Annotated in this window: 17 protein-coding genes and 1 riboswitch; of the genes, 7 read left to right on the forward strand and 10 right to left on the reverse strand. The window is 56.2% G+C overall.

The window, feature by feature from the left end:
* Positions 1–314: 314 nt before the first annotated feature.
* On the reverse strand, positions 315–1,166 hold the full coding sequence (gene murI / locus IM282_RS13825) for a glutamate racemase (RefSeq protein ID WP_023298885.1): 852 nt from the start codon (positions 1,164–1,166) through the stop codon (positions 315–317).
* Positions 1,111–2,958 carry a TonB-dependent vitamin B12 receptor BtuB gene (gene btuB, locus IM282_RS13830; protein WP_023330102.1) on the reverse strand — a complete coding sequence of 616 codons (1,848 nt, stop codon included), beginning with the start codon at positions 2,956–2,958 and terminating at the stop codon, positions 1,111–1,113. The genes murI and btuB overlap by 56 nt, the downstream gene beginning before the upstream one ends.
* 65 nt (positions 2,959–3,023) lie before the next feature.
* Positions 3,024–3,200: riboswitch (cobalamin riboswitch) on the reverse strand.
* Positions 3,201–3,304: 104 nt separating this feature from the next.
* Between btuB and trmA the strand changes: the two genes are divergently transcribed.
* Positions 3,305–4,405, forward strand: a complete 1,101-nt coding sequence (gene trmA, locus IM282_RS13835) for a tRNA (uridine(54)-C5)-methyltransferase TrmA (protein ID WP_023298887.1) — start codon at positions 3,305–3,307, stop codon at positions 4,403–4,405.
* Between the two features lie 90 nt (positions 4,406–4,495).
* On the opposite strand, the gene IM282_RS13840 is transcribed toward trmA, so the two are convergent.
* Together IM282_RS13840 and fabR are read right to left on the reverse strand one after the other, a co-directional pair.
* Positions 4,496–4,855, reverse strand: coding sequence for a YijD family membrane protein (locus IM282_RS13840; RefSeq protein WP_017383113.1), 360 nt, complete (start codon positions 4,853–4,855; stop codon positions 4,496–4,498).
* Between the two features lie 9 nt (positions 4,856–4,864).
* Positions 4,865–5,503: an HTH-type transcriptional repressor FabR gene (fabR, locus tag IM282_RS13845; protein ID WP_003862059.1), complete on the reverse strand. Its 639-nt coding sequence runs from the start codon at positions 5,501–5,503 to the stop codon at positions 4,865–4,867.
* A gap of 196 nt (positions 5,504–5,699) precedes the next feature.
* Here fabR and sthA point away from each other — a divergent pair, with 196 nt between their 5' ends.
* Positions 5,700–7,100 carry a Si-specific NAD(P)(+) transhydrogenase gene (gene sthA, locus IM282_RS13850; protein ID WP_003862057.1) on the forward strand — a complete coding sequence of 467 codons (1,401 nt, stop codon included), beginning with the start codon at positions 5,700–5,702 and terminating at the stop codon, positions 7,098–7,100.
* On the opposite strand, the gene oxyR is transcribed toward sthA, so the two are convergent.
* From oxyR to argC, 4 genes are all read right to left on the reverse strand, one after another.
* Complete coding sequence (gene oxyR / locus IM282_RS13855; RefSeq protein ID WP_022649783.1) at positions 7,083–8,000, reverse strand: DNA-binding transcriptional regulator OxyR; 918 nt, start codon at positions 7,998–8,000, stop codon at positions 7,083–7,085. The genes sthA and oxyR overlap by 18 nt on opposite strands.
* 305 nt (positions 8,001–8,305) lie before the next feature.
* The gene (argH, locus tag IM282_RS13860) at positions 8,306–9,679 is read right to left on the reverse strand and encodes an argininosuccinate lyase (RefSeq protein ID WP_192970492.1); all 1,374 of its coding nucleotides are present in this window, start codon (positions 9,677–9,679) and stop codon (positions 8,306–8,308) included.
* Between the two features lie 105 nt (positions 9,680–9,784).
* Positions 9,785–10,561 (reverse strand): acetylglutamate kinase, encoded by a 777-nt coding sequence (argB, locus tag IM282_RS13865; protein WP_094948456.1) that lies wholly within the window; start codon positions 10,559–10,561, stop codon positions 9,785–9,787.
* A gap of 6 nt (positions 10,562–10,567) precedes the next feature.
* Positions 10,568–11,572: an N-acetyl-gamma-glutamyl-phosphate reductase gene (gene argC / locus IM282_RS13870; RefSeq protein WP_192970493.1), complete on the reverse strand. Its 1,005-nt coding sequence runs from the start codon at positions 11,570–11,572 to the stop codon at positions 10,568–10,570.
* Positions 11,573–11,660: 88 nt separating this feature from the next.
* Between argC and argE the strand changes: the two genes are divergently transcribed.
* From argE to IM282_RS13895, 5 genes are all read left to right on the forward strand, one after another.
* The gene (argE, locus tag IM282_RS13875) at positions 11,661–12,812 is read left to right on the forward strand and encodes an acetylornithine deacetylase (protein WP_192970494.1); all 1,152 of its coding nucleotides are present in this window, start codon (positions 11,661–11,663) and stop codon (positions 12,810–12,812) included.
* A 306-nt stretch (positions 12,813–13,118) separates the two neighbouring features.
* Positions 13,119–15,770, forward strand: coding sequence for a phosphoenolpyruvate carboxylase (ppc, locus tag IM282_RS13880; RefSeq protein ID WP_022649787.1), 2,652 nt, complete (start codon positions 13,119–13,121; stop codon positions 15,768–15,770).
* 102 nt (positions 15,771–15,872) lie between these two features.
* On the forward strand, positions 15,873–16,637 hold the full coding sequence (locus IM282_RS13885; protein ID WP_023298892.1) for a helix-turn-helix transcriptional regulator: 765 nt from the start codon (positions 15,873–15,875) through the stop codon (positions 16,635–16,637).
* A 128-nt stretch (positions 16,638–16,765) separates the two neighbouring features.
* Positions 16,766–17,428, forward strand: coding sequence for a fructose-6-phosphate aldolase (fsa, locus tag IM282_RS13890; RefSeq protein ID WP_192970495.1), 663 nt, complete (start codon positions 16,766–16,768; stop codon positions 17,426–17,428).
* A 12-nt stretch (positions 17,429–17,440) separates the two neighbouring features.
* Positions 17,441–18,544: a glycerol dehydrogenase gene (locus IM282_RS13895; RefSeq protein ID WP_192970496.1), complete on the forward strand. Its 1,104-nt coding sequence runs from the start codon at positions 17,441–17,443 to the stop codon at positions 18,542–18,544.
* A gap of 91 nt (positions 18,545–18,635) precedes the next feature.
* On the opposite strand, the gene katG is transcribed toward IM282_RS13895, so the two are convergent.
* Both katG and metF read right to left on the reverse strand, forming a co-directional pair.
* Complete coding sequence (gene katG / locus IM282_RS13900) at positions 18,636–20,816, reverse strand: catalase/peroxidase HPI (RefSeq protein ID WP_023298895.1); 2,181 nt, start codon at positions 20,814–20,816, stop codon at positions 18,636–18,638.
* 144 nt (positions 20,817–20,960) lie between these two features.
* Positions 20,961–21,851 (reverse strand): methylenetetrahydrofolate reductase, encoded by an 891-nt coding sequence (metF, locus tag IM282_RS13905; protein ID WP_023307183.1) that lies wholly within the window; start codon positions 21,849–21,851, stop codon positions 20,961–20,963.
* Between the last annotated feature and the right edge of the window lie 258 nt (positions 21,852–22,109).

The raw sequence follows: 22,109 nt of genomic DNA on the forward strand, positions 1-22,109 counted from the left end.
TTTCGTCCGAGGACGTTAAGAATCCATGTCACTTTGAGTGCCCACACAGATTGTCTGATAAATTGTTAAAGAGCAGTTGCAACGCGGCTTTCAGCTCATCGTTGCGAGGTCCCGTATATTACGTTTTCCTCATTCAGAGTCAAGCAATTATTTTCACTTTTCTCTGTTGGTGTTCATCTCTGAACCCCGCTGTCCCGGCGGCTTGCAAGCCGTTGTTCCGTGTCAGTGGAGGCGCATTATAGGGAGTTCTCAGACGTTGACAACCCCTCTTTGAAAAAAAACGTTCAACCGTCTCTTTTTTGCTCAAAACCGTGCTACAGCGCCAGTTTTTCGAGCGTTTCAAAGCCATAACGACGTAAAACGGGCAAAAGTTGTTCGGTTTCTTTTGTTATCGCCATACAAAAAGCGATGTTCGCATCAGCGGATTTCGCATCCGGCGCCTCGTGTTCCAGCAACCAGGCCGTCCGACGCGCAATCGCAGCACCGGAATCCACCAGCCGGGTCCCTTCAGGCAGAACCTTTAACAGCTCTTCCTGTAATAGCGGGAAATGGGTACAGCCGAGAACAACCGTATCCGGTGGTTCCTGCATCCGCAGCCATGGACGCAGAATACGACGCAGCTCTTCAAGCGATACCGTCTCGCCGTGCAGTTTCGCTTCCGCCATTTCCACCAGCTCCGCGGAGCCGAGCATGGCGATCTGGCATTCATTGGCAAAGCGCTCAATAAGCTCACGCGTATAAGGACGTTTTACCGTACCGCGTGTCGCCAGCAACCCCACGATACCGTTCGCCGTCAGACGCGCCGCAGGTTTGATTGCCGGGACAACGCCCACAACCGGGAACGGGAATTTTTCGCGCAGGGCAGGAAGAGAGACCGTGCTTGCCGTATTACAGGCAATAACCGCCAGCGCCAGGGGATAGCGCTTTTGTACCGCAGTGACGATTTCAATCACACGCTCAACGATAAAGTCTTCACTCTTTTCCCCATACGGGAACGCGACGTTATCGAAGGCGTAGATGTAATGGAGATCCGGCAGGAGCTGCCGAATCTCATCATAGACCGAAAGCCCACCGACGCCGGAATCAAACACCAGCACGGTGGGACGCGGATCAGAAGGTGTAGCTGCCAGACAAGGTGTATTCCCGTCCTGCAGTTTGGTAGCCATAAACTGTCTCGTAATCTTTATCGAACAGGTTGGCTATTTTACCACGAACTGTGAGATGTGAGGTGACAGGATATGAAACCGCGACGTCCCACAGGCTGACGCCGCCCATTTTAACTTTCTCTGACGGATAGGTTCCAAAGTCGGTGTCGTAGCGCGTGCCGAGATAGTGATACGTCAGGCTCCAGTCAACATCATAGATCTGCGTATCAAGCTGATATTTCACCTGCTGTTTAGCACGACGGTCCAGAAGTTGATTGGTTGCCGCATTGCGGGCATCCACATAGTCGTAGCCCACAGTATGCGTCAACGGACCCGTATCAAACGACGCTGTCGCTTCTACACCTTTAATGCGTGCTTTGCCGACGTTGTAATATTGCTGCAGGTTATTGTTGAAGTCGATGAGATTATCAACGTCATTACGATAGCCGGATACGCGCCAGCTTACGCCTGCCGTCAGGCCTTCAAACGCCCCTTCCCACTGCTTGCTCTCTTCAGGATCAAGATGGGTATTGCCGTAGAAGCCATAGAGCTGACCCAGATTCGGCGCTTTATAGGCCGTGCCATAAGAGGCTATGAAGCGGTAACCGTCAACGAACTCCCAGGCTGCGCTACTTTGCCAGGTACCATGGCGACCAAACTGAGAGTTGTCATCGCTGCGGGCCGCCGCCTCCAGAGTGAAATCTCCAAACTGCTGCAACCCAGTCAGGTAGACGCCAGTGTTACGCAGGTCATAGGCGTTGGTTACGTAGTTGGTACCCGGCTCGGTGCTCTGTTTCTGCCAGTCAACGCCCGCGCCGATGTTGCCATGTCCCACGTCAACTGAGTTGGTCCACTGAACATTGTACTGTTTGATTTCATCCAGGGTTGCTGTGGAGTCATAGCGTCCAAGGTGCGGATCGTAATTGTAGTCTTTGCTGTGACTGTAGCTGGAGAGCAACTGTGAATGGAAAACATCCCGGTTAAACCGCAATCCGGCATCCCAGGTCTGGCTATAGAGTTGGCGGGTATCAACCAGCACATCAGGGGTGAATGAACTGTAATAGCCGTCATAGGCGGTACGGTTGCTGTAACCATAGCCGCGAACGAAACCACTCCATTGCTCAGAGAAAGCATGCTCCAGTGCGCCGTAGAGCGTTTTATTCATAAAGCCGTCGCGATCGGTCTGGGCAAGGCCGCCGTTATTACCGTCAGCAACGACGTCAAAGCCTTTTGTGTAGGTGTAATCCCCCGCCAGCGTAACGCGCGTACTTTCACCCAATGTTTGCTGGGTGCTGCCACCATAATTCTGGAAGCCGTGTGTCCCAACGCCAGCATTCAGCGTTGTGCCATCCTTCGCACGCGTAGTGATAATGTTGACTACACCACCGATCGCATCCGAGCCGTACACCGCCGAACGCGGTCCACGAAGATATTCGATGCGCTGCACCAGGGAGATCGGAAACTGGCTGAGATCGGACGACCCCGTGACGCCCGCCTGGTTAAGACGGATCCCGTCGACGAGAATCAGGACATGGCTGGAGTTCGTACCGCGTATAAAGAGAGAAGAGAGCTGCCCCATCCCGCCATTTTGTGCCGTATCTACGCCAGGCAGGCGACGCATGACATCCAGAACCGTGGTGGATTGCCAGCGGTCGATATCGGCCCGCGTCACGACAGAAGTCGCAGCCAGAACAGATTTTTCAGGTTGTTCGAAACGGTTTGCTGTCACCACCAACGAGTCGGCGCTTTCCTGCGCCCAGCCCGAAAATGCCGTGACGGAAAACGCCGTCAACAGCGATACTTTTTTAATCATTGTTAAAGCATCCACAATATAAGAAGGATGCCGCAGGCCTCATCGATAGCACGCGATGATGAAACCAAATGCGACGTGATCCCGGCAGGTCTTCGGGCTGGGTGGCGTTATACGGATGAAGACTTCCCGTTTTCACAGTGTCTACAACTCTCATCCCGCCAGTCTTTACCGCTGCGCGTCAGCTCCAGATTTGCACTGGATTCCCTTTTCACTCTCAGGAGACCGGAAACAGAATGCTACAATTAGACACGTATAGATGTCCAGATAGCTATTAGCCATTAAATCTGGACATCCACTGCACAATCCCTACAATCCCCGCGTAATTCTTTATCACTCAGGACGCATCATGACCCCCGAACACCTCCCGACAGAACAGTACGACGCACAGCTGGCAGAAAAAGTTGTCCGCCTGCAAAGTATGATGACGCCTTTCAACGCGCCCGTTCCCGAGGTGTTTCGTTCTCCGGTCAGCCACTACCGTATGCGCGCTGAGTTTCGCATCTGGCACGATGGCGATGACCTGTACCACATCATTTTCGATCAGCAGACGAAATCCCGGATTCGCGTAGACAGTTTCCCGGCGGCGAGTGAGCTTATCAACCAGCTAATGACGCTGATGATCGACGGTGTGCGCACTAATCCGGTGCTGCGCAACAAGCTGTTCCAGATTGACTACCTGACCACCCAAAGCAATCAGGCCATTGTCTCTCTGCTCTATCACAAAGCGCTGACCGACGAGTGGCGCGAGCAGGCAGAAGCCCTGCGCGATGCGCTGCGCGCGCAGAACATCAACGTGCACCTGATTGGCCGCGCGACCAAAACCAAAATCATGCTGGACCAGGATTACATCGACGAGCGTTTGCCGGTGGCAGGAAAAGAGATGGTTTACCGTCAGGTGGAGAACAGCTTCACCCAGCCGAATGCGGCAATGAACGTGCAGATGCTGGAGTGGGCGCTGAATGCGACGGAAGGGTCGACGGGCGATCTGCTGGAGCTCTACTGCGGTAACGGCAACTTCTCGCTGGCGCTGGCGCGTAACTTCGAGCGCGTGCTGGCGACGGAAATCGCCAAACCGTCGGTGGCCGCCGCGCAGTACAACATCGCCGCTAACCATATTGATAATGTGCAGATCATTCGTATGGCGGCAGAAGAGTTTACCCAGGCGATGAACGGCGTACGTGAGTTTAACCGCCTGCAAGGGATTGATTTGAAGAGCTACCAGTGTGAGACAATTTTTGTCGATCCGCCGCGCAGTGGCCTGGACAGCGAAACCGAGAAGATGGTGCAGGCGTACCCGCGTATTTTGTACATCTCCTGTAACCCGGAGACGCTGTGCAAGAATCTGGAAACATTAAGCCAGACGCACAAGGTTGAACGTCTGGCGCTGTTCGATCAGTTCCCATATACGCACCATATGGAGTGCGGCGTACTGCTCACGGCGAAGTAATGTGGGCCTTGTAGGGCAGGTAAGCGAAGCGCCACCTGCCAAAAAAGCCGGATGGCGCTTCGCTTATCCGGCCTACAATGACAAAACCCTTTACTCTGGTAACTGGCTCTTGCGGCTACGCATGCGCGAGCCAATCCAGAACACCAGCGCCACAGACAGCACCGCAGGCAGGAAGTTAGAACCGATATCCGGATACTCTGCACGCACCACGGTGCTGTACAACAATACACCCAGAATAAAACAGGCTGCGGCCAGCCCCGGTAACCCAACCGGCATGGTGCGGTTCAGATAACGTTGATGCAGGCAATATACCGTCAGCACCAGCGCGATAATCGGGAAAATCGAGAACGGTACAATTGAGCTGAAAACCGCCGCAAACGTACCGTTAATGGATAAGCCAGCGATCAATGCCAGCAACAGCGTTCCTTTATCCTGACCTGACTGTTTCATTACTCACCTTCACTCATCGTTTTGATGTGCCAACTTCTCTTGTTCACGGCGATACCAGTAGTACGCACCTTTAGAAATCATCCGCAGCTGCAATACCAGTCGCTCTTCGAGTTGCTTACGTTGCTCAATGCTGACATCCAGCGCTTCGGCACCCGCACTGAAAACAATGGTCACCATCGCCTCGGCCTGTGCTTCAGTAAACGCACGCGGCATATGGTTTTCGAGTTCAAGATAGTCGGCAAGTTCCGCGATGAAATGCTGAATTTCACGCGCGACGGCGGCACGAAACGCCGCCGACGTGCCAGAGCGCTCGCGCAGCAAAAGGCGAAACGCGTTAGGGTTATTGCCGATAAATTCCATAAATGTCGACACGGAAGTGCGGATCACGCTGCCGCCTTTGGCAATACGCTGACGCGCCTGACGCATAAGCTGGCGCAGCATCAAACCGCTCTCGTCGACCATGGTCAGGCCCAGTTCATCCACATCACGGAAATGACGATAGAAGGACGTTGGCGCAATCCCGGCCTCGCGCGCCACTTCGCGCAGGCTTAAACTGGCAAAACTCCGCTCAGCACTCAGTTGACTGAATGCGGCTTCCACCAGCGAACGCCGGGTTTTCTCTTTTTGTTGTGCTCTTACGCCCATCACGATAGTTGAATCCTTCCAAAGGCCCGTTGGCACTATACCAGAGAATAAAATTAATCTGTTTACCTGGCTTTGTGAATGATTGTTTACGCGCGGTTTGTGCTCCACTGCCCGAAAAAAGCACAACGATAATTGGGTTACCCAGGCAATGATGTTATGATTCTGTTGCTTTTATGTATAAGAACAGGTAAGCCTTGCCATGCCACATTCCTACGATTACGACGCAATAGTTATTGGTTCCGGCCCCGGCGGCGAAGGTGCTGCTATGGGTCTGGTAAAACAGGGAGCCAGAGTAGCGGTTATTGAGCGCTACCATAATGTCGGCGGCGGTTGCACCCACTGGGGCACCATCCCTTCGAAAGCCCTCCGCCACGCCGTTAGCCGCATTATCGAATTTAACCAGAACCCTCTTTACAGCGACCACTCCCGACTTCTTCGTTCTTCTTTTGCCGATATCCTGAATCACGCAGACACGGTCATTAACCAGCAGACGCGCATGCGTCAGGGTTTCTATGAGCGCAACCACTGTGAAATTCTGCAGGGTAACGCGCATTTTGTGGATGAACACACCCTGGCGCTGGAGTGCCACGACGGTTCGGTTGAGACGCTCACCGCTGAAAAATTTGTGATCGCCTGCGGATCGCGCCCATATCATCCGGCAGACGTGGACTTCTCTCATCCACGCATTTACGACAGCGACTCCATCCTCAGCCTGCACCACGAGCCACGCCATGTGATCATCTATGGCGCGGGCGTGATTGGCTGTGAATATGCGTCGATTTTCCGGGGAATGGAGGTCAAAGTTGATTTGATCAACACCCGCGACCGGCTGCTGGCGTTCCTCGATCAGGAGATGTCAGATTCCCTCTCCTACCACTTCTGGAACAGTGGCGTGGTGATTCGCCACAACGAAGAGTACGAGAAAATCGAAGGCTGCGACGACGGTGTGATCATGCACCTGAAATCTGGTAAGAAGCTGAAGGCGGACTGCCTGCTGTATGCCAACGGCCGTACCGGCAACACGGATTCATTGCAGCTGGAGAATATCGGGCTTGAAACCGACAGCCGCGGTCAGCTCAAGGTCAACAGCATGTACCAGACTGCGCTACCGCACGTTTACGCGGTCGGCGACGTTATTGGTTACCCAAGTCTGGCCTCCGCTGCTTACGATCAGGGCCGCATCGCCGCACAGGCGCTGGTGAAAGGTGAAGCGACGGCGCATCTGATCGAGGACATCCCGACGGGCATCTACACCATCCCGGAAATCAGTTCTGTCGGCAAAACCGAGCAGCAGTTGACGGCCATGAAGGTGCCTTACGAGGTGGGTCGTGCCCAGTTTAAACACCTGGCGCGCGCACAAATTGTGGGGATGAGCGTGGGTACGCTGAAGATCCTGTTCCATCGCGAGACGAAAGAGATCCTCGGTATTCACTGCTTTGGTGAACGTGCCGCGGAAATCATTCATATCGGCCAGGCGATCATGGAGCAAAAAGGTGGTGGCAACACCATCGAGTACTTCGTTAACACCACCTTTAACTACCCGACCATGGCGGAAGCCTATCGGGTAGCTGCGCTGAACGGCTTAAACCGCCTGTTTTAACGCGTTGTCGAAATGGCCATCCATTGCACCACGGATGGCCTCTGCCAGCTGCTCATAGCGGCTGCGCAGCGGTGAACCCGGACGATAAACCAGGCCGATCGTGCGACGCGGCTCTGGCTTAATACACGGCAGATAGACCACGCCATCACGCTTACGCTCGCGCGGCACGGCCAGCGCAGGCAGCAGCGTAATGCCACTTCCCGCCGCGACCATGTTACGCAGCGTTTCCAGGCTGGTTGCGCGGAAATGGGTATCTTCATCTGCACCCGCTTCGAAGCAGAAGCCCATCGCCTGATCGCGCAGACAGTGGCCGTCTTCCAGCATCAGCAGCTTTTCTCCGGCCAGATCGGCCATCGGCACGCGATCGCGGTTCGCCCACGGGTGATCTTCATAGATCGCCAGCATCATCGGCTCATCGAACAGCGGTACTTCAATAAAGGCTTCACTCTCTTTGACCAGCGCCAGGATCGCGCAGTCGAGCTTGCCGCTGTCTAACTGCGCCAGCAGCTGATGGGTTTGCGCTTCATGCAGGTACATTTCGAGTTTCGGGAACGTCTGGTGCAGCAGCGGAATGATTTGCGGCAACAGATACGGGCCAACGGTTGGGATCAGGCCAATATGCAGCGGGCCGGACATCGCCTCCCCCTGCTGGCTTGCCATTTCCTTGAGCACTTTGACCTCGCGCAGTACGGTGCGCGCCTGATCCACCAGCAGCAGACCTGCCTGCGTGAACAGTACCTTACGACTGGTGCGCTCCAGCAGCATCACGCCCAGCTCATCTTCCAGCTTGCGGATCTGACCGCTCAGCGTTGGCTGGCTGACGTGGCAGGAGTCTGCCGCGCGGCGAAAATGGCGATGCTCAGCTAACGCTACCAGGTATTCAAGATCACGAATATTCATTATTCACCCTCCGTCGCCACGATAGTTCATGGCGATAGATAGCATAGCAACGAACGATTATCCCTATCAAGCATTCTGTTGAATAATACATCACATAGACGAGGCGGCACGTGTTTGACCCAAAACGACCCCGCACCGTCAGCGAGTTTCTCTCAAAACTCGAAAAACTAAAGCCAACGTGAACTTTTGCGGACCCCGTGGTCCGCTTTTTTTTGCGTATAAAAAAGCCCAGCACTAAGCCAGGCTCCGTTTTTCTCCCTCTCCCTGTGGAAGAGGGCCGGGGCGAGGGCACCAGCCCGCACAAATCAAACCAACCGGTTTTTCGCGTCCGCAATCGCCTGCGCCACCTGCTTCGGCGAGACTCCACCTTTCGCCGCACGCTTATCCAGGCAGGATTGCAGGGCCAGAATCGGGTAGACATCCTCCCCAATAACCGCACTGAATTTTTGCAGGTCGGCAAGCGCCAGCTCTTCAAGGGCTTTACCCTGACGAATCGCTTCCACTACCGCTTCACCCACAATATGGTGCGCCTCGCGGAACGGTACGCCTTTCGCCACCAGGTAGTCCGCCAGCTCAGTTGAGTTAGCATATCCCTGCTGCGCCGCTTCCTGACAGCGCGGACGTTTCACCTGAATACCTTCCAGCACCAGCGCGCCCATATGCAGACAGTCCAGCCAGGTGTCGAGCGCGTCGAACAGCCCCTCTTTGTCTTCCTGCATGTCTTTGTTGTATGCCAGCGGCAGCCCTTTCAGGGTCATCATCATGCCGGTCAGCGCGCCCTGCACGCGGCCACATTTGCCGCGGATCAGCTCCAGCGCATCCGGGTTTTTCTTTTGCGGCATCAGGGAGGAGCCGGACGTCACGCGGTCAGACAGCTCGACGAAGCCCGCTTCGCCAGAGTTAAAGAAGATCAGGTCTTCGGCAAAGCGCGACAGGTGCACCATCCCGATAGAGGCATTCGACAGCAGCTCCAGCACATGGTCACGGTCAGAGACGCTGTCCAGGCTGTTGCGGGTGGCGGAAGCAAAGCCCAGCCAGCCTGCCAGCTGCTCACGGTCGATTTCATAAGCCGTACCGGCCAGCGCGCCGCTGCCCAGCGGGCTGACGTCCAGACGCGTTAAGGTATCCTGTAAACGGCTCTCATCACGCGCCAGCATCTCAACGTAGGCCAGACACCAGTGCGCAAAGGTCACCGGCTGTGCGCGTTGCAGGTGGGTATAACCCGGCATCACCGCATCCTGATTGTTCTGTGCAGTGTCCACCAGCGCGCTCTGCAGCTGACGATTCGCCGCCAGCAGTTCGCCGACGGTCTCTTTACACCACAGCTTCAGGTCGGTCGCCACCTGGTCATTACGGCTACGCCCGGTATGGAGCTTTTTACCCAGCTGGCCGACTTTGTCGATCAGTTTGCCTTCCACCCAACTGTGAATATCTTCGGCATCGCTCTGGAGGATTTGCTGCGGATCCAGACGCACCTCTTCCAGCAGATTATTCAGCGCCTCTTCCAGCTGCTGCTGTTCCTCTGCGGTCAGCACGCCCACGGTCACCAGCGCTTTGGACCAGGCCACAGAGCCGACAATATCCTGTTCGGCCAGGCGGTAGTCGAAGCGCAAAGAGTCGTTGAACTGTTTGAACCGCTGATCCGCTGCCTGTGTAAAACGCCCACCCCAAAGTGCCATAACGAATTTCCTTAATGATGATATTTTTGCCCGGTGGCGCTGCGCTTACCGGGCCTACAAAATTCCCGTAGGCCGGATAAGCGAAGCGCCATCCGGCACAGAATCTTAAGCCAGAATACGCGTACCAATCGGCGTACCGTTAAACAGCGCCGGGAGTTGCTCCGCGTGACGCCAGGAGGCGATATCCACCGGACGACCCAGCGTGCGCGCGGCATCCAGCGCCGCGTTCACCTTAACGATCATGCCGTCGGTGATAATGCCCTGATCGATCAGCTGTTCGGCTTTTGCGGCGGTCATTTCCGCAATGCGCTGGCCTTTGCCGTCCAGAATACCGCTCACGTCGGAGAGCAGGATCAGGTCTGCGCCCAGCGTGGCCGCCAGCGCCGTCGCCGCCTGGTCCGCATTGACGTTCATCAGCTCGCCCTCTTCGGTCACGCCGATTGAGCTCACCACCGGCAGGAAACCACCTTCCAGCAGGGTGTTAATCAGCTTAGGCGAACCTGGCTGCGCCAGTCCAACATGGCCAAGCGCTTCGTCGAGCTGGGTCACTTTCACGCTATCGCCATCGCCCAGACAGAGACCAACGGACGCGATGTGGTGCTTCTTCGCCCACGCCAGCAGCGTTTTGTTCGCCGTCCCCGCCAGCGCACCAGTAATAATGTCAATCTGGTCGGCAGGCGTGACGCGCAGGCCATTTTTCTTAATCACCGGCAGGTTGAGCCCTTTCATCAGCTCGTCCACCACACAGCCGCCGCCGTGGACAATCACCAGCGGACGTTGATGTGATTCACGATAGTTCACCAGCGCGGTAAACAGGCGCTCCAGCGCTTCTTCGCTGTCCAGCAGTACACCACCGAGTTTGATAATTAATGGGTTCATCATCACACCTTAAATAAGAGCCTGCGTTTCAGGGAAGTCGAAACGAATATTTGCACACTGCATTGCCTGTGCGGCAGCGCCTTTGAGTAAGTTATCTTCCGCGGCGACCACAATCAGATGCTCGCCCTGCACGGCAAAGCCGATGTCGCAGAACGGCAGGCCGACCACGTTTTTCAGCGCTGGTACGCCTTTGTCATACAGACGCACCAGTGGTTTATCCGCATACGCCTGCGTGAAGACTTCGCTCACCTGGTCTTTGGTCACGCCCGGCTTCAGGCGACAGGTAATGGTTTCAAGGATCCCGCGCGGGAAGCTACCGAGGTGCGGGGTGAAGATCACCTCCGCGCCCAGATGGGTGGTGATTTCAGGGTGATGACGGTGATTAAACACGCCATACGGCTGAAGGCTCACTTCGCAGAAACTGTTGGAGATCGCGGCCTTGCGCCCGGCGCCGCTCACGCCGCTGGTGGCGTTGATCACCGGCCACTGGTCAAGATCCAGCAGACCCGCGTCGATCAGCGGCTTAAGGGAGAGCTGCGCCGCCGTCGGGTAACAGCCAGGCACGGCAATCAGATTCGCTTCTTTCAGTTTATCTGCGCTCCACTCCGCCAGGCCGTACACCGCTTTTTCGAGCAGATCCGGGTGCTGATGGGTGAAGCCGTAATATTTTTCGTAGAACGCGCTGTCGTTAACGCGAAACGCGCCGGAGAGATCGAAGACCACGCAACCGGCTGCCAGAAACTGCGGCGCCAGGTCGTGACTGACCTCGTGTGCGGTGGCTAAAAACACCACGTCAACGCCGTCGGTAAACTCGCTGATGTCAGACATGGCCTGCAAAGGCAAATCAACCACGCCCTTAAGTTGTGGATGCAAATCGGAAATTAACTTTCCGGCATCATTGCTTTGCGCTGACACGGTCAAAGCGGTTATGGTCATATGTGGGTGGCGATTCACGTAGCTTACAAGCTCTGCGCCCGCATAACCGCTAGCGCCTACAATCAGCGTATTCAACATCGGGTTCCTTTATGCTCAACGTTAATGTATTTTTATTCACATTTATTGCATGAATATTGATACTATCACGACCTAAGGTGTGTCAACAATGAAAATGAACTTACCGCCATTTATCGAGATTTACCGCGCCCTGATTGCCACACCGTCCATCAGCGCAACGGAAGAAGCGCTGGATCAGAGCAATGAGTCTTTAATCAATCTGCTGGCGGGTTGGTTTAGCGATCTTGGGTTTAACGTTGAGGTTCAGCCCGTCCCCGGAACACGTCACAAATTTAACCTGCTCGCCAGCACCGGACATGGCGCTGGCGGCCTGCTGCTGGCTGGTCACACTGACACCGTGCCGTTTGACGATGGCCGCTGGACCCGCGATCCGTTCACCCTGACAGAGCACGACAACAAGCTCTACGGTCTCGGCACGGCGGACATGAAAGGCTTCTTTGCTTTTATCCTCGACGCGCTGCGTGACGTGGACGTGACAACGCTGAAAAAGCCGCTCTACATTCTGGCGACCGCCGATGAAGAGACCAGCATGGCGGGCGCACGGTATTTCTCTGAAAACACGTCGATTCGCCCGGACTGCGCGATCATCGGTGAACCTACCGCTCTGCAACCGATTCGGGCGCACAAAGGCCATATTTCTACCGCAGTGCGCGTGCTGGGCCAGTCTGGTCACTCCAGCGATCCGGCGCGCGGCGTGAACGCCATTGAGCTGATGCATGACGCGATTGGCCGCATCATGACCCTGCGCGACGATCTGAAAGAGCGCTATCACTACGAGGCGTTCACCGTGCCGTATCCGACGCTGAACCTCGGCAGCCTGCACGGCGGTGATGCGTCCAACCGTATCTGCGCCTGCTGCGAACTGCATATGGATATCCGTCCTCTGCCGGGCATGACGCTGAGCGATCTGGATGGCTTACTGAACGAAGCGCTGGCCCCGGTCAGCGAGCGCTGGCCGGGACGTCTGACGGTCTCCGAACTGCATCCGCCGATTCCAGGCTACGAATGTCCGCCTGACCACCAGCTGGTTCAGGTGGTGGAAAAACTGCTCGGAGAGAAAACCGACGTGGTGAACTACTGCACCGAAGCGCCGTTTATTCAGACCCTGTGCCCGACGCTGGTTCTGGGCCCTGGCTCCATCAACCAGGCCCACCAGCCGGACGAATATCTCGAAACCCGCTTCATCAAGCCCACCCGCGAACTTATTACCCAGGTTGTGCATCACTTCTGCTGGCATTAAAACGGCCCCTCACCCTGCCCTCTCCCCAAAGGGGAGAGGGTATTCAAGTTCCCTCTCCCCTTTGGGGAGAGGGTTAGGGTGAGGGGAGTAAATCCCGCGATCTCCGTCACATTCCCATAAGCATCTCTTATCTGACGCAATACGAATTAAATTTCGTAAATTGCCCGCATTTATTCATCTGCTGAACCGTTTTCGCAGCAATTGACGACGGGGGTTTTACGTGGCTTTATAAAGGGAGATGACAAAATAATGTCCAGAAAATTTTCGCCTGGGCATAAACAAAAATGATGGGGTGACTGGGTTTTTATGAACGAACAATATTCCGCGTTGCGTAGTAATGTCAGTATGCTCGGCAAAGTGCTTGGAGATACCATCAAAGATGCGTTGGGGGAGAACATCCTCGACCGTGTTGAAACCATCCGCAAGCTGTCCAAATCTTCCCGCGCCGGTAACGAGGCCAATCGTCAGGAGCTGCTCACCACCTTGCAGAACCTCTCTAATGATGAGCTACTGCCCGTTGCCCGCGCCTTCAGCCAGTTTCTGAACCTGGCAAACACCGCTGAGCAATACCACAGCATTTCGCCAAAAGGCGAAGCGGCCAGCAACCCGGAAGTCATTGCCCGCACCCTTCGTAAACTCAAAGATCAGCCCAACCTCAACGAAGCGACCATCAAAAAAGCGGTGGAATCCCTTTCGCTGGAGCTGGTGCTGACCGCACACCCAACCGAAATCACGCGTCGTACGCTGATCCACAAAATGGTGGAAGTGAACAACTGTCTGAAGCAGTTGGATAACAAAGACATTGCCGACTACGAACGTAACCAGCTTATGCGCCGCCTGCGCCAGCTGATTGCTCAGTCCTGGCACACCGATGAAATTCGTAAGCATCGCCCAAGCCCGGTCGACGAAGCCAAATGGGGCTTTGCGGTGGTGGAAAACAGCCTGTGGGAAGGGGTGCCAAACTACCTGCGCGAGCTTAACGAACAGCTGGAAGAAAATCTGGGCTATCGCCTGCCGGTCGACTTTGTGCCGGTTCGCTTCACTTCCTGGATGGGCGGCGACCGCGACGGCAACCCGAACGTGACGGCGGAAATCACCCGTCACGTCCTGTTGTTGAGCCGCTGGAAAGCAACCGACCTGTTCCTGAAAGATATTCAGGTGCTGATCTCCGAGCTGTCGATGGTAGAAGCGACGCCGGAACTGCGCGCGCTGGCCGGTGAAGAAGGCGCCAGTGAGCCGTACCGTTTCCTGATGAAAAAACTGCGCGGTCAGCTGATGGCCACGCAGGCCTGGCTGGAAGCGCGCCTGAAAGGCCAGCGCCTGCCGAAGCCGGAAGGTCTGCTGAGCCAGAACGAACAGCTCTGGGAACCGCTGTACGCCTGTTATAAATCGCTTCAGGCCTGCGGGATGGGCATCATTGCCAATGGCGAACTGCTCGACACCCTGCGCCGCGTGAAGTGTTTCGGCGTGCCGCTGGTGCGTATCGACGTCCGTCAGGAAAGCACCCGTCATACCGAAGCGCTGGGCGAGCTGACCCGCTATCTCGGCATTGGCGACTATGAAAGCTGGTCCGAAGCCGACAAACAGGCGTTCCTGATCCGCGAGCTGAACTCCAAGCGCCCGCTGCTGCCGCGCAATTGGGAGCCAAGCAATGACACCCGCGAAGTGCTCAACACCTGTAAAGCGATCGTGGATGCCCCGAAAGGATCGGTGGCCGCCTATGTGATCTCCATGGCGAAAACCCCGTCCGACGTGCTGGGCGTTCACCTTCTGCTGAAAGAAGCGGGCATCGACTACGCTCTGCCGGTAGCACCGCTGTTTGAGACTCTCGACGACCTGAACAACGCCAACGACGTGATGACCCAGTTGCTGAACATCGACTGGTATCGCGGCTTTATTCAGGGCAAGCAGATGGTGATGATTGGCTATTCCGACTCCGCGAAAGATGCGGGCGTGATGGCAGCCTCCTGGGCGCAGTATCAGGCGCAGGATGCGCTAATTAAAACCTGCGAAAAAGCCGGTATTGAACTGACCCTGTTCCATGGACGCGGCGGCTCCATTGGTCGTGGCGGTGCGCCTGCACACGCGGCGCTGCTCTCCCAACCACCAGGAAGCCTGAAAGGCGGACTGCGCGTGACCGAGCAGGGCGAGATGATCCGCTTCAAGTACGGCCTGCCGGAAGTGACCATCAGCAGCCTGTCGCTCTATACCAGTGCGATCCTGGAAGCCAACCTGCTGCCGCCGCCGGAGCCAAAAGAATCCTGGTGCCGGATTATGGACGAGCTGTCTGACATCTCCTGCGATCTGTATCGCGGCTACGTGCGTGAAAACAAAGACTTTGTGCCTTACTTCCGCTCAGCCACGCCTGAGCAGGAGCTGGGTAAACTGCCGCTCGGCTCGCGCCCGGCCAAGCGTCGTCCTACTGGCGGCGTTGAATCCCTGCGCGCCATTCCGTGGATCTTTGCCTGGACGCAAAACCGTCTGATGCTGCCAGCCTGGCTGGGTGCCGGTGCGGCGCTGCAAAAAGTGGTGGAAGACGGTAAGCAGAGCGAACTGGAAACCATGTGCCGCGACTGGCCATTCTTCTCTACCCGTCTGGGCATGCTGGAGATGGTCTTCTCGAAAGCCGACCTGTGGCTGGCGGAATACTACGATCAGCGTCTGGTGAAACCCGAGCTGTGGGCGCTGGGTAAAGAGCTACGCGAGCTGCTGGAAGGCGACATCAAAGTGGTGCTGGATATCGCTAACGACTCCCACCTGATGGAAGACCTGCCGTGGATTGCCGAGTCTATCCAACTGCGTAACATCTACACCGACCCGCTGAACGTTTTACAGGCTGAACTGCTGCACCGTTCGCGTCTGGCGGAAGAGGAAGGTAAAGAGCCGGATCCGCGCGTTGAACAGGCGCTGATGGTGACGATTGCGGGCGTTGCGGCGGGGATGCGTAACACCGGTTGATCGGTTTTGCCGGGTGGCGCTTACGCTTACCCGGCCTACAATAGGCTTTTCGTAGGCCCGGCAAGCGCCAGCGTCGCCGGGCAATACCCTGGTATCCACACCATGCACCACGATATCCCCCACATCCTGAATGACCTGATCAACGGCACCTTGCCGCTGCGTCAGGTGCATTTCCCCCCTTCGGCTAAACCGCTCCCCCGAACGTCACCTTGCCTCGTGCTTAGCTTTGATACGGCCTGCGAAGCGTTATTTTTTTCATCCGGTAATATTCCGCTTCAACCCGCCTTTTCGCTCAACATCAGCTTCGGCAAGCAACAACTGACTCTTCAGCTCGAGCGCGACAACACGCTTTTGCAACAGCAACAGGTTGCCAGACGCGGGCCGCGAGTGGGCGCATTCCTTTTGCAGACGCTCGCTGAATTGCAAATGCAGCCAGACGATCGGGAAACGGCCAGACTGGTGGTATTAAGTTTGCTCAGCCACTGTCGCGATCTGCTGGGCAGCGATATCCATACCGCCAGCCGCAGCCGTGCATTATTTGAAGCGATTCGTCACTACATCGAAGAACATCACGCCTCTGCACTGACCCGTGAATCGGTGGCGCAGGCGTTTTATATTTCACCGAACTACCTTTCTCATCTTTTTCAAAAAACAGGCAGCGTGGGGTTCAACGAATATCTTACGCAAACACGCCTCGAGCACGCGCGTCAGCTTCTTAAAGGCTACGAGTTTAAAATCAAAGATATCGCTGCAAGCTGCGGATTTACGGACAGTAACTACTTTTGCCGTCTCTTTCGCAAGCACACTGAACGTTCCCCTTCCGAATATCGACGCCAGTATCACAGCCAGCTGATCGCCAAAAAGTAGCATTGTGATCGCTCTCTCACTTCGCCAGGGACATTACATTTATCCAGTATTTGGCAAAATTGACCTGTATTCGCCGCGACTGGGTGCGCCGTATCCTTTATTCAACCTTTCTGACTTAAGGAAAAATAATGGAACTGTACCTGGATACCGCCAACGTGGCAGAAGTTGAACGCCTGGCGCGCATTTTTCCCATTGCGGGCGTGACCACCAACCCAAGCATCGTAGCCGCCAGCGGCGAATCTGTCTGGGAGGTGTTGCCGCGCCTGCAGCATGCTATCGGCCCGGAGGGCAGGCTGTTTGCCCAAACCATGAGCCGCGACGCCGAAGGAATGGTGGCGGAAGCAAAACGGCTGAACAATGCCCTGCCGGACATCGTGGTAAAAATTCCCGTCACTGCACAGGGGCTCATCGCGATTAAAGCGCTGAAGAAAGAGGGAATTACCACGCTGGGAACCGTCGTTTACAGCGCCGCTCAGGGGTTACTGGCCGCGCTGGCAGGAGCGAAATATGTCGCACCGTATGTAAACCGCGTCGATGCGCAGGGCGGTGACGGCATTCGCACGGTACAGGAACTGCAATCCCTGCTGGAACAGCATGCGCCAGAGAGCATGGTGCTGGCTGCCAGCTTTAAAACGCCGCGCCAGGCGCTGGATTGCCTGCTGGCAGGATGTGAGGCAATCACGCTTCCCTTAGACGTAGCGCAACAAATGCTCGGCACGCCAGCGGTAGAGTCAGCCATAGAGAAGTTCGAGCAGGACTGGAAAAACGCGTTTGGTAACCTCAACCTCTAAGGGAGAAATGTTATGGACCGTATCATTCAATCGCCGGGGAAGTACATCCAGGGCGCTGATGTTCTCACTCGTCTCGGCGACTACCTGAAGCCGCTGGCGGCTCGCTGGCTGGTGGTAGGCGATAAATTTGTGCTGGGTTTTGCCGAAGAAACCCTGCGTCAGAGTTTTAAAAAAGCCGGACTCCATGCCGAAATTGCACCGTTTGGCGGCGAATGTTCGCAAAATGAAATCGATCGCCTGAAAAAACTGGCCGACAGTACCGACTGCCTGGCGGTGCTGGGTATCGGGGGCGGAAAAACGCTGGATACCGCCAAAGCGCTGGCGCACTTTATGGACGTGCCGGTGGCTATTGCCCCGACCATTGCCTCCACCGATGCGCCGTGCAGTGCCCTTTCCGTGATTTATACCGACAGCGGCGAGTTCGATCGCTACCTGATGCTGCCGCACAACCCGAACATGGTGATTGTCGATACCAGGGTGGTGGCGGGCGCACCTGCGCGCCTGCTGGCCGCCGGGATTGGCGATGCCCTGGCAACCTGGTTTGAAGCGCGCGCCTGTTCGCGTAGCGGCGCCACGACCATGGCGGGTGGCAAGTGCACGCAGGCAGCGTTAGCGCTGGCTGAGCTGTGCTACAACACGCTGGTTGAAGAGGGCGAGAAAGCGATGCTGGCGGCGGAACAACACGTGGTGACGCCTGCTCTGGAACGCATTATTGAAGCCAACACCTATCTGAGCGGCGTGGGCTTCGAAAGTGGCGGGCTGGCGGCGGCACACGCCATTCACAATAGCATGACGGCGGTGCCGGATGCGCACCATTTCTACCACGGTGAAAAAGTGGCATTTGGTACGCTGACGCAACTGGTACTGGAGAACGCGCCGGTAGAAGAAATCGAAACCGTTGCGGCGCTGTGCCATAGCGTCGGGCTGCCAATTACGCTGGCGCAGCTGAATATCAAAGAGGATATTCCGGCTAAAATGCGGCTGATCGCGGAGGCGTCCTGTGCCGAAGGGGAAACCATTCACAACATGCCTGGCGGCGTAACGCCGGATCAGGTCTATGCGGCGCTGCTGGTGGCGGACCAGTATGGACAGCGATTCTTGCAGGAGTGGGCGTAATAGAAAAACCGGGTGGCGCTGCGCTTACCCGGCCTACATGGCACTTTAATTTGTAGGCCGGGTAAGGCGTAGCCGCCACCCGGCACAAGGGTTACTTCACGTCAAACCGATCCAAATCCATCACTCGCGCCCATGCGGCAACGAAGTCGCGGACAAACTTCTCTTGTGCATCGCTGCTGGCGTAAACTTCGGCCAGCGCGCGGAGGACAGCGTTGGAACCGAAGACCAGATCGGCGCGGGTGGCGGTATATTTCACTTCCCCGCTGGCGCGATCGCTACCGGCAAACAGCTCGTTTGAGTCGTCGGTCGCTTTCCACTGGGTGTTCATATCCAGCAGATTGACGAAGAAGTCGTTGCTCAGCACGCCCTCGCGGTTAGTAAACACGCCATTCTTGCTGCCATCGAAGTTTGCACCCAGTACGCGCAAACCGCCGATCAACACCGTCAGTTCCGGCGCGGTCAGGGTCAACTGCTGGGCTTTGTCGATCAGCAGCGACTCCGTGGTGGACACATCCACCTGCGCGCGATAGTTACGGAAACCGTCGGCAATCGGTTCGAGCAGGTTAAACATCTCGATATCCGTCTGATCCTGACGCGCATCCACACGACCTGGAGTGAACGGTACGTTGACGTAAACGCCTGCCGCTTTCGCCGCCTGCTCAACGCCCACGACACCCGCCAGCACAATGATATCGGCCAGTGACGCTTTGTTGGTGGTGCGCTGGATCGCTTCCAGAGCCGGTAATGCCCGCACCGCCGCGGCGTTAACGTCCCAGTCGCGCTGAGGTGCCAGCGCCAGACGCGCGCCGTTAGCGCCGCCACGCTTGTCGCCGCCGCGGAAGGTCGATGCCGACGCCCAGGCCACGGAAACCAGCTCGCTCACGGAGAGACCAGAGGCCGCGATTTCCGCTTTCAGGCTTTCAATATCTTCCTGCGTCGGATGGAACACCGGCTGAGGCAGCGGATCCTGCCAAATCAGATCTTCTTTCGGTACTTCCGGGCCGATGTACCGCGCTTTTGGCCCCATATCGCGGTGGGTCAGCTTGAACCACGCGCGCGCAAAGGCTTCGTTGAAGGCCTGCGGATCGTTCAGGAAACGACGGGAAATTTTCTCGAATTCCGGATCAAAACGCAGCGTCAGGTCGGTGACCAGCATGGTTGGCTTGCGTTTTTTCGACGGGTCGAACGGGTCAGGCATAATTTCCGGCGCATCCACGGCTTCAAACTGAATTGCGCCCGCCGGGCTACGCGTCTGCACCCATTCGTATTTGAACAGGTTCTCGAAGAAATAGTTGCTCCACTGGGTTGGGGTTTGAGACCAGATAACTTCCAGCCCGGAGGTGATGGCGTCAGCGCCAATACCGGTGCCGTGCGTGCTGGCCCAGCCCAGGCCCTGCGCTTCAATAGGCGACGCTTCAGGGTCAGTGCCCACGTGCGTGGCTTCGCCTGCACCGTGCGTTTTACCGAGCGTATGGCCGCCTGCAATAAGCGCAACGGTCTCTTCGTCATTCATGCCCATGTTGCCAAAGGTAGCGCGGATCGCCGCCGCCGCAGACAGCGGTTCACCACTGGCGTTTGGCCCTTCCGGGTTAACGTAAATCAGGCCCATTTCTGTGGCGGCCAGCGGGCGCTTCGCCAGCGCTTCCGGGTCACGGTGAGTCAGCCAGGCTTTTTCATCGCCCCAGTTCACGTCCAGATCCGGTTCCCAGACGTCTTCACGCCCGGCACCGAAACCAAAGGTGCGGAAGCCGGAGTTCTCCAGCGCCACGTTTCCCGCGAGGATAAACAGGTCGGCCCAGGAGATTTTTTGTCCGTATTTTTGCTTAATTGGCCACAGCAGACGGCGAGCCTTATCCAGGCTGACGTTATCAGGCCAGGAGTTCAGCGGCGCAAAACGCTGCTGACCGCGACCGGCACCGCCGCGACCATCAACGGAGCGATAGGTACCCGCACCGTGCCAGGCCATACGGATAAACAGGCCCGCATAGCTGCCCCAGTCGGCAGGCCACCACGGTTGTGAGTCGGTTAACAGTGCTTTGAGATCGCCCTTAAGGGCGGAATAGTCGAGCTTACTGAATTCTTTGCGGTAGTCGAAGTCTTCACCCAGAGGGTTTGAACGGCTGGAGTGTTGATTAAGTAAATCGATGCGGAGTTGTTTAGGCCACCACTCTTTGCTGCCGGTACCTGCACCCGCGCTGTGATCGACGCCGCCCTGGTGGAACGGACATTTGCCGGCGGATGCCGCGTTATTGGTCTCGTCTGACATGCTCATCGCTATGCTCCCTTTACAGTGTTACCGTTACGATATACACCACTAGCGATAAGAGATAGTTGAATTAATCCACAGATTCGATAGCTAATACCTTTTAACTTTCTGTTCGAGTAAAAATCCCTCACTTTATGAGGGTTTTTTACTTTATAACACCGGGCGGACACCCAGCGTATGGCAAATGGCGTAACTCATCTCCGCGCGGTTAAGCGTATAGAAGTGGAAATCCTTCACCCCTTCACGGCTTAAAATCTTCACCATATCCATCGCGATATTGGCCCCCACCAGCTTGCGTGTTTCCGGGTCATCGTCCAAACCTTCGTACATTTTGGACATCCACAGCGGAATGCGCACGTTGGTCATATCCGCGAATTTCTTCGCCTGTTTGAAGTTCGAGACCGGCAGAATGCCAGGGATGATTTCGACATCAATACCCGCCGAGACGCAGCGGTCGCGAAAGCGTAAATAGCTTTCCACATCAAAGAAGAACTGAGTAATGGCGCGATTGGCACCTGCGTCCACCTTACGCTTCAGGTTGAGCAGATCCGCCTGGGCGCTTTTCGCTTCCGGGTGAACTTCCGGGTAAGCGGCAACGGAAATATCAAAGTCAGCAACGTCTTTCAGCAGGGCAACCAGATCGGTGGCGTACATGTCCGGCTTACCGCTCCCCGGCGGCAGGTCGCCGCGCAGGGCAACGATATGACGAATGCCGTTGTTCCAGTAGTCCTGAGCAATCGCGCGCAGTTCATCAGGGGTGGCGTCGATACAGGTGAGGTGCGGTGCCGCTTCCAGACCGGTTCGGTCTTTAATGCCCTTAATGATGCTGTGCGTGCGGTCACGCTCACCGGAGTTGGCGCCGTAGGTCACGGAGACGAACTTCGGCTTCAGGCTGCTCAGGCGATCGATAGAGCTCCACAGGGTTTGCTCCATTTCACTGGTGCGCGGCGGGAAAAATTCAAAAGAGACGTTAATCTGGCCGTTTACTTCGGCCAGGCTCTGATTCAGGGCTTCCCGCTGGTTGGCGTGAAAAAAGCTCATACCTTACCTCTATCTTTCGCGTGTCATTGTTTGTTGTGTTGTGAACTTCTATACGTTTAGACGTCCAGATGTAAAAATGACGGAAAAGCGGGATGACGTCAACAGAAATAATCAACATTAACGGTGAGGTTTGTTCAGGGAAGATGAAGGGGATTCATGATGGGGGGTGAGAAGGCCCCTCACCCCAGCCCTCTCCCCAAAGGGGCGAGGGGGGAAAGACCGCACCGAGCAGTCCCCTCTCCCCTAAGGGGAGAGGGT

Origin of the sequence: Enterobacter cloacae complex sp. P29RS (assembly GCF_014893445.1) — a bacterium.
Classification (GTDB): Bacteria; Pseudomonadota; Gammaproteobacteria; order Enterobacterales; family Enterobacteriaceae; genus Enterobacter; species Enterobacter intestinihominis.